Source organism: Pseudomonas sp. PI1 (assembly GCF_000812405.1).
GTDB lineage: Bacteria > Pseudomonadota > Gammaproteobacteria > Pseudomonadales > Pseudomonadaceae > Pseudomonas > Pseudomonas citronellolis.
The window spans coordinates 31039-43516 of the sequence record NZ_JWMC01000007.1; the positions used below are offsets into that span (position 1 = coordinate 31039).

A 12478-nucleotide genomic window follows, 5' to 3' on the forward strand; every position below is an offset into this window, starting at 1 on the left:
AGCGAGCTTAGCCAGACTCCGGGGGCGGCGAAAGCGCCGGTCGGGAAACGGGGGCGTCGCCGCCCCCGTTCGTTCAGTACCTCGCGCGGAGGCTCACTTGCCGGTCTTGACGTTGGTCCAGATGCGCGTGCGCAGGCGGTCGATCTTCATCGGCATGGATTGCAGGGCGAACAGCTTGGCCATCTTGTCCTGCGGCGGGTAGATCGCCGGGTCGGCCTTGATCGCCGCGTCCACCAGCGGCTCGGAGGCCAGGTTGCCGTTGGCGTAGTGCACGTAGTTGCTGATGCCGGCCATTACCTCCGGGCGCAGCAGGTAGTTCATGAAGGCGTAGGCGGCCTTCTCGTCGGGCGCGTCGGCCGGCATGGCGATCATGTCGAACCACAGCGGCGAGCCTTCCCTGGGCGTGGAGTAGTGGATCTCGATGCCGTTCCTGGCTTCCTTGGCGCGGGTGGCGGCCTGCAGGATGTCGCCGGAGAAGCCGACGGCCACGCAGATGTTGCCGTTGGCCAGGTCGCTGACGTACTTCGAGGAGTGGAAGTAGGCGATGTACGGGCGCACCTTCATCAGCGCTTCCTCGGCCTTCTTGTAGTCCTCGGGGTTCTGGCTGTGGTGCGGCAGGCCCAGGTAGTTCAGGGCGATGGGCAGCAGCTCGGGGCCGTTGTCCAGCACGGCGACGCCGCACTTGGCCAGCTTCTGCATGTATTCGGGCTTGAAGAACAGGTCCCAGGAGTCCAGCGGTGCGTCTGCGCCCAGCACTTCCTTGACCTTGGCCGGGTTGTAGCCGATGCCGGTGGTGCCCCACAGGTAGGGGAAGCCGTACTGGTTGCCCGGGTCGTTGACCTCCAGGGCCTTCATCAGCACCGGGTTGAGGTTCTTCCAGTTGGGCAGTTGGCTCTTGTCCAGCTTCTTCAGGGCGCCGGCCTGGATCTGCTTGGCCATGAAGTGGTTGGAGGGCACCACGATGTCGTAGCCGGACTTGCCGGTCATCAGCTTGCCGTCCAGCGTCTCGTTGCTGTCGTAGACGTCGTAGGTGGTCTGGATGCCGGTTTCCTTGCTGAAGTTGGCGACGGTGTCGGGGGCGATGTAGTCGGACCAGTTGTAGATCTTCAGGGACTCGGCCTGGGCGCCGGCGGCGACGCCCAGGGTGAGGGAAAGCGCTAGGGCACTGGACAGCGGTGCGGTCGTTTTCATTGTTGTTTCCTGACGGCAAACGGTAGTGGCGCGGCCGGGGTGGGGCCGCGGCTGCTCAAGGAATAACCGGATTGCCGGAGGATTTGGAGGGGGCGCGGTTGCCCGCGGGTCCGCAGACAGTGGCAAAGGGCCGCCGCGCGGGGCGCCGCCCCGCAGTGGGGCGGCGCGGGGGGCTTACTGCACCATTTCCTGCTCGTCGAACACGCCTTCGAAGAGCATGCTCGACAGGTAGCGCTCGGCCGAGTCGGGGAGGATGACCACGATGGTCTTGCCCTGCATGGCCGGCTCCTCGGCCAGGCGCACGGCGGCGGCCATGGCGGCGCCGCAGGAGATGCCGCAGAGGATGCCTTCCTCGTGCATCAGGCGCTGGGCCATGCTGCGGGCCTCGTCGTCGCCGACCAGCTCGACGCGGTCGACCATGGCCAGGTCGAGGTTCTTCGGCACGAAGCCGGCGCCGATGCCCTGGATCTTGTGCGGCGAGGGCTTGACCTCTTCGCCGGCGAGGGTCTGGCTGATCACCGGTGAGCTGGTCGGCTCCACGGCCACCGAGAGGATCGGCTTGCCCTTGGTGTTCTTGATGAAGCGCGACACGCCGGTGAGGGTGCCGCCGGTGCCGACGCCGGCCACCAGCACGTCCACCGCGCCGTCGGTGTCGTTCCAGATTTCCGGGCCGGTGGTCTTCTCGTGGATCGCCGGGTTGGCCGGGTTGTCGAACTGCGCCGGCATGAAGTACTGGGCCGGGTCGCTGGCCACCAGCTCCTCGGCCTTGGCGATGGCGCCCTTCATGCCCTTGGCCGGCTCGGTGAGGACCAGCTCGGCGCCGAGGGCCTTGAGCACCTTGCGCCGCTCCAGGCTCATGGAGGAGGGCATGGTCAGCACCAGCTTGTAGCCGCGCGCGGCGGCGACGAAGGCCAGGCCGATGCCGGTGTTGCCCGAGGTCGGCTCGACGATGGTCATGCCCGGCTTCAGGCGGCCGCTGGACTCGGCATCCCAGATCATGTTGGCGCCGATGCGGCACTTCACCGAGTAGCCGGGGTTGCGGCCCTCGATCTTGGCCAGGATGGTGACGCCGCGCGGGGCCAGGCGGTTGATCTGGACCAGCGGCGTGTTGCCGATGGACTGCGCGTTGTCTGCGAAGATGCGGCTCATGATGGGTGTCCTTGTGGATCGATGCTGACCCACCAGCCTATTCCCCGGCGCCCTGGCCGTAAAGCTGCGAAACCGTCGGAAAGGTCGGCTCCAGGGCAGCGGCGTCGGTGAGAGGGTGGTGCGCGGTCGACGTCGTTCGACGAATGGACGAGTGGCTGCGCATTCAGTGACTGAATGCCATGCCTGCGTTCACAGTCGACGGAGCTGCGCGGTATAGTCGCAGTCTGTCTCCCAGTTCCTACAGCCCGGGCATAGGCCCGGCCGATACCGTTCGAGGATTCCCCGATGAAGTTCGAAGGCACCCAGTCCTACGTCGCCACCGACGACCTCAAGCTGGCGGTCAACGCCTCCATCACCCTGCAGCGCCCGCTGCTGGTGAAGGGCGAGCCGGGCACCGGCAAGACCATGCTCGCCGAGCAGCTGGCCGAAGCCTTCGGCGCCAAGCTGATCACCTGGCACATCAAGTCCACCACCAAGGCCCACCAAGGCCTCTACGAGTACGACGCGGTGAGCCGCCTGCGCGACTCGCAGCTGGGCGTGGACAAGGTCCACGACGTGCGCAACTACATCAAGAAGGGCAAGCTCTGGGAGGCCTTCGAGGCTGACGAGCGCGTCATCCTGCTGATCGACGAGATCGACAAGGCCGACATCGAGTTCCCCAACGACCTGCTGCAGGAACTCGACAAGATGGAGTTCTACGTCTACGAGACCAACGAGACCATCAAGGCCAGGCAGCGGCCGATCATCATCATCACCTCGAACAACGAGAAGGAGTTGCCGGACGCCTTCCTGCGCCGCTGCTTCTTCCACTACATCGCCTTCCCCGACCGCGAGACGCTGCAGAAGATCGTCGACGTGCACTACCCGGGCATCAAGGCCTCGCTGGTCAGCGAGGCGCTGGACATCTTCTTCGACGTGCGCAAGGTGCCGGGCCTGAAGAAGAAGCCCTCCACCAGCGAACTGGTCGACTGGCTGAAGCTGCTGATGGCCGACGACATCGGCGAGGCGGTGCTGCGCGAGCGTGACCCGACCAAGGCCATCCCGCCGCTGGCCGGCGCCCTGGTGAAGAACGAGCAGGACGTGCAGCTGCTCGAGCGCCTGGCTTTCATGAGCCGCCGCGCTTCACGCTGAAAAATCGCCCCAGGGACGGCTGCGCGTCGGCCATGCTGCGTTGGGGGCAGGCGAGGAATGCTCATTTACAGTCGTAAACTCCGCTTCCTCGCCTGTCCCCGCCTTGCCTGGCTCTAGCTCGCCGCCCCTGGAACGATTTTGGGTGTCAACGAATACACGAGGGTGCAGCCATGCTGCTCAACCTGTTCAACGAAATGCGCGCGGCCAAGGTGCCGGTGTCGGTGCGCGAGCTGCTGGACCTGATCAACGCGCTCCAGCAGCGCGTGGTGTTCGCCGACATGGACGAGTTCTACTACCTCGCCCGCACCATCATGGTGAAGGACGAGCGCCATTTCGATAAGTTCGACCGGGCCTTCGGCGCCTACTTCAAGGGCCTGGAGAAGCTCGACGACCATCTCAAGGCGCTGATTCCCGAGGAATGGCTGCGCAAGGAGTTCGAGCGCCTGCTGACCGACGAGGAGCGCGCGCAGATCCAGTCCCTCGGCGGCCTGGACAAGCTCATCGAGGAGTTCAAGAAACGCCTTGAGGAGCAGAAGGAACGCCACGCCGGCGGCAACAAGTGGATCGGCACCGGCGGCACCAGCCCGTTCGGCTCCGGCGGTTTCAACCCCGAGGGCATCCGCGTGGGCGACGCCGGCAAGCGCCAGGGCAAGGCGGCCAAGGTGTGGGACCAGCGCGAGTACAAGAACCTCGACGACCAGGTCGAACTGGGCACGCGCAACATCAAGATCGCCCTGCGCCGCCTGCGCAAGTTCGCCCGCGAAGGCGCGGCGGAAGAGCTGGACATCGACGGCACCATCGACCACACGGCCAAGGACGCCGGGCTGCTCAACATCCAGATGCGCCCGGAGCGGCGCAACACCGTGAAGCTCCTGCTGCTGCTGGACATCGGCGGCTCGATGGACGCCCACGTGAAGGTCTGCGAGGAGCTGTTCTCGGCCTGCAAGACCGAGTTCAAGCACCTGGAATATTTCTACTTCCACAACTTCATCTACGAGTCGGTGTGGAAGAACAACCTGCGCCGCGGCAACGAGCGCACCGCCACCTTCGACCTGCTGCACAAGTACGGGCCGGACTACAAGGTGGTGTTCGTCGGCGACGCGGCCATGGCGCCCTACGAGATCACCCAGGCCGGCGGCAGCGTCGAGCACTGGAACGAGGAAGCCGGCTACGTGTGGATGCAGCGCTTCATGGAGAAGTACAAGAAGCTCATCTGGATCAACCCGTACCCGAAGGACACCTGGAACTACACCGCCTCCACCAACCTGGTGCGCGAACTGGTGAAGGACCAGATGTACCCGCTGACCCTGCGCGGGCTGGAAGAGGGGATGCGCTTCCTTTCGCGCGGTTGAGCCCGCTGTGCTGCACCAACCATCGCGCTCCCCTGTAGGAGCGCGCCCTGCGCGCGAATCGCGGGCAGGGCCCGCTCCTACAATTGCCGCCTTTGCCTTGCCAAATCCCATGCCCGCGACGGTAACATCGCGGGCACGGCGCAGCGCACCGATGGGCAAGACATGACCGGAACCAGCTTCTCCCGCAACACCTGGCTCAACTCCCTGCACATGACCACCCTGACGGTTTCCCTGCTGGAAGCCGAAGGCCATGAGCGCGACGGCATCCTCGAAGGCAGCGGCATCACCGCCGCCGACCTGGTGGACCTGCGCCGGCTGGTCAGCCCCTGGCAGGAGCAGCAGGTGTTCGCCAACGCCGAGCGCCTGGCCGCCGAACCCGCCCTGGGCCTGCGCCTGGGCCTGCGCACGCGGATTTCCGCCTACGGCCTGCTGGGCTATGCGCTGCTTTCCGCGCCGACCCTCGGCGAGGCGCTACGCATCGGCCTGAGCTACCCGGTGCTGCTGGGCACCTACTTCCACCTGTCTCTGCAGGTCGAAGGCGAGGTGGCCTGGCTGGTGGCCACCGGCTACAGCGAGGACGAGGCCCTGCGGCCGTTCAACACCGAACTGTGCCTGGGCTCGATGAAGGTCACCTGCGGCGACCTGCTGGGCCAGCCCCTGGAGTTGCTGTGCGCGGAGTTCGACTATGCCGGCCCGCCCGAGCGCGAGGCCGCCTACGCCGAAGGCTTCGCCTGCGGCTTGCGCTTCGGCGCTTCGCGCAGCGCCTTCGGCTTCCCCGCCGCCTGGCTGGAGCGCCGCCTGCCGCTGGCCGACCCGGTGACCCACCGCGAGATGCTCGAACAGTGCCGCCGGCAGAACGTCGACCTGGCCGCCCGCCGCGCCTGGTTGGACAAGGTCCGCGGCATCCTCGGCGAGCGCCTGCAGTCGCCGCCGGGCCTGGAGGAACTGGCGCGGCGCCTGAACTGCTCCTCGCGCAGCCTGCGCCGGCACCTGCAGCAACAGCAGACCAGCTACCAGCAACTGCTCGACGAACTGCGCTTCGCCCGCGCCAAGGAGCTGCTGCAGGGCGGCGACATGCCCATCTACCGCATCGCCGAGGAACTCGGCTTCAGCGAAACCGCCAGCCTGCGCCACGCCTTCCAGCGCTGGAGCGGCCAGCCGCCGAGCCATTTCCGCGCCTGAGCGGCCGTTCCAACCCGTAGGGCGGATAACGCCTACGGCGTTATCCGCCGTTTGACCTTGGTTACCGGCCCGCTCGGTGTCGAGCTTGGCGCTGGTCATGCATTCCCCCGGATCGACCGAGGCAGGGACGATGAGGAAGGTGAGGCGGCGTATAACCGCGAACGGTTATACGCCCTACGCAACCCCACCCGCGCCATTCCCCTGTAGGAGCGCGCCCTGCGCGCGAATCGCGGGCAGGGCCCGCTCCTACCAGGAGGCACGGTGCCGGGAACGGCTTATCCGCGATAGCCGAACGTACCGGCGGGCACGGCTTCTCGTAGGAGCGAGCTTGCTCGCGAACGGAACCCCGCAGCGGAATCTGTTCGCGAGCAAGCTCGCTCCTACGAAGAGCAGCCCGGCGCGGCTTGCAAGACAGTTGCTCCTACGATCGACCACTCATGGCCGCGCCTCCAGGATCAGGTTGAACGGCGTCTCCGCCGCCCGGCGGAAGCGGGTGAACCCGGCTTCTTCGAACACCGCGCGCAACCGCGCCTCGCCCGCCTGGGCGCCCAGGCCCAGGCCCACTTCCTGGGACAGCGAGTTGGGCGTGCAGATGAAGGTCGAGGCGGCGTAGAACAGCTTGCCGATGGGCGTCAGGTTGTCTTCCAGGCGGTCGCCGGCGTAGGGCTCCACCAGCAGCACCGTGCCGTCCAGCGCCAGGTGGCGCAGGGCGTGGCGGGCGGCGCCCACCGGGTCGCCCATGTCGTGCAGGCAGTCGAAGTAGCAGATCAGGTCGTATTCGCCCAGGTAGTCCTTGGCGCTGGCCTGGGAGAAGTCCACGCGGTCTTCGACGCCGGCCTCGCGGGCGCGCTGGCTGGCGGTTTCCACCGAGGGCGCGTGGTAGTCGAAGCCGGCGAAGCGCGAGGCCGGGAAGGCCTGGGCCATGATCACCGTGGAGGCGCCGTGGCCGCAGCCGATGTCGGCCACCCGCGCGCCGTTCTGCAGCTTGGCCACCACGTCGTCCAGCGCCGGCAGCCACTCCTCTACAAGATGCGCGCGGTAGCCGGGGCGGAAGAAACGCTCGGTGCCGCGGAACAGGCAGGGGTGGTGGTCGCCCCAGGGCAGGGCGCCGTCGCCGCGCATGGCGGCCAGCAGCTTGTCCTTGTCCTGGTACAGCGAAGCCAGCACGCCGGCGCCGCCGGCCACGTACACCGGCGAGTCCTCGATGGCCAGGGCCATGGCCTGTTCCTCGGGCAGGCGGAAGTTGCCGCCTTCGTGCTCCAGGTAGCCGGCGGCGGCCTGGGCGCTGAGCCATTCGCGCAGTAGCCGCGGGTTGCAGCCGGTGCGCTCGGCCAGGGCCTGCGGGCTGACCGGCTGGTTGTCGGCCATGGCCCGGTACAGGCCCAGTTCGTCGCCGAGGATGACGTTCGCCAGCATGGCCGCGCCGCCCATGTCGGCGACCAGGCGGCCCATGAAGTCGTTGAGTTTGGCTTCGTCCATGGCAACTCCTCCGCTGTCGGGCGCCCGCGCGGCGGCGGGGGCTCCGGGTGGATGGCGGGAGGTGCCGGTTCTCCATACGCGCGGCGAACAGCGGGGCAGGGCAGGCGCCGGCCCGGGACGGGCGCGTGCCGGCAGCCGCGGTTCGCGCGTCATTGCCGGCCCGGGGCGGGCGGCCCCTCGGCGGGGCGTCGTTTCAGTCTAGCGCTGCGGCCGCGGCGGGTGGCGCCGGCCGACGCCCGGCGTCAGCGCGCGGCTTCGCCCAGGCCGCCGTTGCGCATGATCTGCGCGATGATCGGCACCGGCGTCATCAGGTGGTTGCGCATCATCTCGCTGGCGCGCGCGGCATCCCGGGCGAGGATCGCCTCCACCAGCGCAGCGTGCTCCTGGCGCTTGAGCTCCAGGGCCTGCTCGGAGAACACCGTGTGCGTCAGCCACAGGTGGCGATAGCGCTCGGCCTGGTCGAACAGGTAGGTGCGCGCCTGCAGCAGGTGCTTGGAGCCGCAGCCCTGGGCGATGGCGGTGTGGAAGGCCTTGTGCCGCTCGTCCCAGACGTCCAGGCGCTGCTCGCGGGTCTTCACCTCCACCACCTTGGCCAGGGTGTGCGAGTGCGCCAGCACCTGCGCCTCCCAGGCATCGTCGCCGCGCTGGATGGCCAGGCCGACGATCATCGCTTCCAGGTTGGCGCGGGCGTCGTAGATGTCCTGCATCTCTTCCAGCGACATGGGCGCCACGCGATAGCCCTTCTGGCTGATGGCTACCACCAGGTGCTCCGCCACCAGTTGCGACAGGGCCTCGCGTAGCGGGCCCACGCCCAGGTCGTAGCGCTCCTTCAGGGTGCTCATCAGCAGCTTTTCGCCGGGTTTGAAGACGCCGCGGATGATGTCCTTCTTGAGCCACTCGTAACCGCTGACGGCCGAGTTCTGACGGGGGGCGATCGCTTCCAAATCCAGCTCCTGTGGGGATTTGCGCTGGATCATACCCAAATGTCGTATGGACGAAAAACAATAGACAGGACGTATATTTGTCGTCGAAAAATAAAAATGTAGACATTTTTAGTTTGTGACGATACTTTTCTCCTGCCCGCCTGATCCAGGTCATTGCCGGACGGCGCCACCCCATCATTGCCAGGACACCGCCATGAACGCCTTCACCTCCATCCAGGACCTCGCCATGCCCCTGCCGCTGGAGACCCGCGGCTACTCGGTCGCGCCCTCGGCGCAGTCGCCGCGCCTGCTGGAACTGACCTTCGCCCGTGAAACCGTGCAGGCTTTCGTCGAGGCAGTGGCGCAATGGCCGGTGCAGGCCCTGGAGTACAAGTCGTTCCTGCGCTTCCGCGTCGCCCAGATCCTCGACGAGCTGTGCGAAGGCACCCTGCGCCCGGTGCTGCTGAACACCATCCTCGACCGCGCCACCGGCGGCATGCTGGTCAAGCCCGAGGGCCTGGACGACGTGGCCCAGGCCGAGGACATGGTGAAGTTCTCCACCGCCATCGCGCACCTGATCGGCCGTTCCAACTACGACGCCATGAGCGGCCAGTTCTACGCCCGCTTCGTGGTGGTCAACAGCGACAACTCCGACAGCTACCTGCGCCAGCCGCACCGCGTGATGGAGCTGCACAACGACGGCACCTTCGTCAATCAGATCACCGACTACGTGCTGATGATGAAGATCGAAGAGAAGAACATGGAGGGCGGCAACTCGCTGCTGCTGCACCTGGACGACTGGAACGAGCTGGACGAGTTCTACCGCCACCCGCTGGCCCGCCGCGAAATGCGCTGGACCGCGCCGCCGAGCAAGAAGGTCAGCGAGGACGTGTTCCACGCGGTGTTCGACTGCGACGCCGAAGGCCGCCCGACCATGCGCTACATCGACCAGTTCGTGCAGCCCAAGGACTTCGAGGAAGGCATCTGGCTGAACGCCCTGTCCGACTCCCTGGAAACCAGCCCGGCCAAGCTCTCGGTGCCGGTGCCCCAGGGCTGCTTCCTGCTGATCAACAACCTGTTCTGGCTGCACGGCCGCGACCGCTTCACCCCGCACGAGGGCCTGCGCCGCGAGCTGATGCGCCAGCGCGGCTACATCGCCTACCAGAAACCGCTGTACCAGCGCGGCCAGTAATCCCCAACGCGTCACCCTTTCCACAGGGGAGGGCCGGCTGGCGAAGCGTCCGCGCACGACCTCCGCCGCCGGCTCCTCCTGTGGAGTTTTTTCAGCTGAGCCAGTGCGCGAGGTAATGGCTGTGTACGATTTCATCATCATCGGCGGCGGCATCGTCGGCATGTCCACCGCGATGCAACTCACCCAGGTCTACCCGGACGCGAAGATCCTTCTGCTGGAGAAGGAAGCCGGCCCGGCGCGCCACCAGACCGGGCACAACAGCGGCGTGATCCATGCCGGCGTCTACTACACCCCCGGCAGCCTCAAGGCGAAGTTCTGCCTGGCCGGCAACAAGGCCACCAAGGCCTTCTGCGACAAGCACGGCATCCGCTACGACGAATGCGGCAAGCTGCTGGTGGCCACCAACGAGCTGGAGATGGAGCGCATGCGGGCGCTCTGGGAACGCACCGCGGCCAACGGCCTGGAGCGCCACTGGCTGAGCGCCGGCGAACTGCGCGAGCGCGAGCCGAACATCGTCGGCATGGGCGGCATCTTCGTGCCCTCCAGCGGCATCGTCAGCTACGCCGAAGTCACCGCCGCCATGGGCCGCGAGTTCCAGGCCGCCGGTGGCGAGATCCGCTACAACGCCGAGGTGACGGCGCTGGACGAGCGCGCCGAGGAAGTGGTGGTACGCACCACCGACAACGAATTCCGCGGCCGCTACCTGGTCACCTGCTCGGGCCTGATGGCCGACCGCATCGTGCGCATGCTGGGCCTGGAGCCGCAGTTCATCATCTGCCCGTTCCGCGGCGAGTACTACCTGCTGCCCAAGCAGCACAACCAGATCGTCAACCACCTGATCTACCCGATCCCCGACCCGTCCATGCCGTTCCTCGGCGTGCACCTGACGCGGATGATCGACGGCACCGTCACCGTCGGCCCCAACGCGGTGCTGGCGATGAAGCGCGAGGGCTACCGCAAGACCGACGTCAGCCTCTCCGACCTGTTCGAGACGCTGACCTCGCCGGGCATCCTCAAGGTGCTGGCGAAGAACCTGCGCCCCGGCCTGATCGAGATGAAGAACTCGCTGTTCAAGGGCGGCTACCTCAAGGAAGTGCAGAAGTACTGCCCGAGCATCGTCAAGAGCGACCTCACCGAGTACCCGGCCGGCGTGCGCGCCCAGGCGGTGTCGCGCGACGGCAAGCTGATCGACGACTTCCTCTTCGTCAACACCAGGCGCAGCGTCAACGTCTGCAACGCGCCGTCGCCGGCCGCCACTTCGGCCATCCCGATCGGCGCCTACATCGTCGAGAAGGTCCGCGAACAGGTCGCCGCCCAGGGCGGCAACTTCGCCAGGGCCGCCACCCCGGACAACAACCTGCGGGCCGCCGGCTGAGCCGCCCCCACCGATAACGAGGAAGAACGCGTGCAACTCAAAGACTCCAGCCTGTTCCGCCAGCAGGCCTACATCGACGGTGCCTGGGTGGATGCCGACAACGGCCAGACCCTCAAGGTCAACAACCCGGCCAGCAACGAGATCATCGGCAGCGTGCCGAAGATGGGCGCCGCCGAGACCCGCCGCGCCATCGAAGCCGCCGACCGCGCCCTGCCGGCCTGGCGCGCGCTGACCGCCAAGGAGCGCGCCAACAAGCTGCGCCGCTGGTTCGAGCTGATGATCGAGAACCAGGACGACCTGGCCCGCCTGATGACCCTCGAGCAGGGCAAGCCGCTGGCCGAAGCCAAGGGCGAGATCGCCTATGCCGCCTCCTTCCTCGAGTGGTTCGGCGAAGAGGCCAAGCGCGTCTACGGCGACATGATCCCCGGCCACCAGCCGGACAAGCGCCTGATGGTGATCAAGCAGCCCATCGGCGTCACCGCCGCCATCACGCCGTGGAACTTCCCCTCGGCGATGATCACCCGCAAGGCCGGCCCGGCCCTGGCCGCCGGCTGCACCATGGTGCTCAAGCCCGCTTCGCAGACGCCGTATTCCGCCCTGGCCCTGGCCGAGCTGGCCGAGCGCGCCGGCATCCCGAAAGGCGTGTTCAGCGTCGTAACCGGCAGCGCTGGCGAAGTCGGCGGCGAGCTGACCAGCAACCCCATCGTGCGCAAGCTGACCTTCACCGGTTCGACCGAAATCGGTCGCCAGCTGATGGCCGAGTGCGCCAAGGACATCAAGAAAGTCTCCCTGGAGCTGGGCGGCAACGCGCCCTTCATCGTCTTCGACGACGCCGACCTGGATGCCGCCGTGGAAGGCGCGTTGATCTCCAAGTACCGCAACAACGGCCAGACCTGCGTGTGTGCCAACCGCCTGTACATCCAGGACGGCGTGTACGACGCCTTCGTCGAGAAACTCAAGGCGGCGGTCGCCAAGCTGAACATCGGCAACGGCCTGGAGAACGGCGTGACCACCGGCCCGCTGATCGATTCCAAGGCCGTGGCCAAGGTCGAGGAACACATCGCCGACGCCGTGGGCAAGGGCGCCAAGGTCGTCGCCGGCGGCAAGCCCCACGCCCTGGGCGGCACCTTCTTCGAGCCGACCATTCTGGTCGACGTGCCGAACGACGCCGCCGTGGCCAAGGAAGAGACCTTTGGCCCGCTGGCACCGCTGTTCCGTTTCAAGGACGAGGCCGAGGTGATCGCCATGTCCAACGACACCGAGTTCGGCCTGGCCGCCTACTTCTACGCCCGCGACCTGGGCCGCGTGTTCCGCGTCGGCGAGGCGCTGGAGTACGGCATCGTCGGCATCAACACCGGGATCATTTCCAACGAGGTCGCCCCCTTCGGCGGCATCAAGGCCTCGGGCCTGGGCCGCGAAGGCTCCAAGTACGGCATCGAGGACTACCTGGAAATCAAATACCTGTGCATCGGCGTGTAACGCGCGTCCGCCCACCCATTCCTGA

At 66.9% G+C, this 12478-nt stretch carries 10 protein-coding genes; 6 read left to right on the plus strand and 4 right to left on the minus strand.

Annotated elements, in window-relative coordinates; translation table 11 throughout:
* Positions 1–93 precede the first annotated feature (93 nt).
* Positions 94–1191, minus strand: coding sequence for a polyamine ABC transporter substrate-binding protein (locus RN02_RS01825; protein WP_043312786.1), 1098 nt, complete (start codon positions 1189–1191; stop codon positions 94–96).
* Positions 1192–1365: 174 nt separating this feature from the next.
* On the minus strand, positions 1366–2340 hold the full coding sequence (gene cysK, locus RN02_RS01830; protein ID WP_009623576.1) for a cysteine synthase A: 975 nt from the start codon (positions 2338–2340) through the stop codon (positions 1366–1368).
* 285 nt (positions 2341–2625) lie between these two features.
* Between cysK and RN02_RS01835 the strand changes: the two genes are divergently transcribed.
* The 3 genes from RN02_RS01835 (at position 2626) to RN02_RS01845 (ending at position 6005) form a co-directional block, all read left to right on the plus strand.
* On the plus strand, positions 2626–3471 hold the full coding sequence (locus RN02_RS01835; RefSeq protein ID WP_009623574.1) for an AAA family ATPase: 846 nt from the start codon (positions 2626–2628) through the stop codon (positions 3469–3471).
* Positions 3472–3641: 170 nt separating this feature from the next.
* Entirely contained in the window at positions 3642–4823 is a 1182-nt protein-coding gene (locus RN02_RS01840) for a vWA domain-containing protein (protein ID WP_043312788.1), read from the plus strand.
* Between the two features lie 162 nt (positions 4824–4985).
* Entirely contained in the window at positions 4986–6005 is a 1020-nt protein-coding gene (locus tag RN02_RS01845) for an AraC family transcriptional regulator (RefSeq protein ID WP_043312790.1), read from the plus strand.
* Between the two features lie 435 nt (positions 6006–6440).
* On the opposite strand, the gene RN02_RS01850 is transcribed toward RN02_RS01845, so the two are convergent.
* Both RN02_RS01850 and csiR read right to left on the minus strand, forming a co-directional pair.
* Positions 6441–7484, minus strand: coding sequence for a class I SAM-dependent methyltransferase (locus RN02_RS01850; protein ID WP_043312792.1), 1044 nt, complete (start codon positions 7482–7484; stop codon positions 6441–6443).
* A 242-nt stretch (positions 7485–7726) separates the two neighbouring features.
* A complete protein-coding gene (csiR, locus tag RN02_RS01855; protein WP_177331036.1) occupies positions 7727–8428 on the minus strand; it encodes a DNA-binding transcriptional regulator CsiR in 702 nt (233 codons plus the stop codon).
* Between the two features lie 193 nt (positions 8429–8621).
* Between csiR and glaH the strand changes: the two genes are divergently transcribed.
* The 3 genes from glaH (at position 8622) to gabD (ending at position 12453) form a co-directional block, all read left to right on the plus strand.
* On the plus strand, positions 8622–9599 hold the full coding sequence (glaH, locus tag RN02_RS01860) for a glutarate dioxygenase GlaH (protein WP_043312793.1): 978 nt from the start codon (positions 8622–8624) through the stop codon (positions 9597–9599).
* 121 nt (positions 9600–9720) lie between these two features.
* Entirely contained in the window at positions 9721–10974 is a 1254-nt protein-coding gene (gene lhgO / locus RN02_RS01865) for an L-2-hydroxyglutarate oxidase (protein ID WP_043312861.1), read from the plus strand.
* 30 nt (positions 10975–11004) lie between these two features.
* The gene (gene gabD / locus RN02_RS01870; RefSeq protein WP_043312795.1) at positions 11005–12453 is read left to right on the plus strand and encodes an NADP-dependent succinate-semialdehyde dehydrogenase; all 1449 of its coding nucleotides are present in this window, start codon (positions 11005–11007) and stop codon (positions 12451–12453) included.
* Positions 12454–12478: the final 25 nt, after the last annotated feature.

What these genes read in the sequence shown, in the direction of transcription:
- RN02_RS01825 (WP_043312786.1), bottom strand. Translation starts at nt 1,191, where the DNA reads ATGAAAACGACCGCACCGCTGTCCAGTGCCCTAGCGCTTTCCCTCACC.
- cysK (WP_009623576.1), bottom strand. Translation starts at nt 2,340, where the DNA reads ATGAGCCGCATCTTCGCAGACAACGCGCAGTCCATCGGCAACACGCCG.
- RN02_RS01835 (WP_009623574.1), top strand. Translation starts at nt 2,626, where the DNA reads ATGAAGTTCGAAGGCACCCAGTCCTACGTCGCCACCGACGACCTCAAG.
- RN02_RS01840 (WP_043312788.1), top strand. Translation starts at nt 3,642, where the DNA reads ATGCTGCTCAACCTGTTCAACGAAATGCGCGCGGCCAAGGTGCCGGTG.
- RN02_RS01845 (WP_043312790.1), top strand. Translation starts at nt 4,986, where the DNA reads ATGACCGGAACCAGCTTCTCCCGCAACACCTGGCTCAACTCCCTGCAC.
- RN02_RS01850 (WP_043312792.1), bottom strand. Translation starts at nt 7,484, where the DNA reads ATGGACGAAGCCAAACTCAACGACTTCATGGGCCGCCTGGTCGCCGAC.
- glaH (WP_043312793.1), top strand. Translation starts at nt 8,622, where the DNA reads ATGAACGCCTTCACCTCCATCCAGGACCTCGCCATGCCCCTGCCGCTG.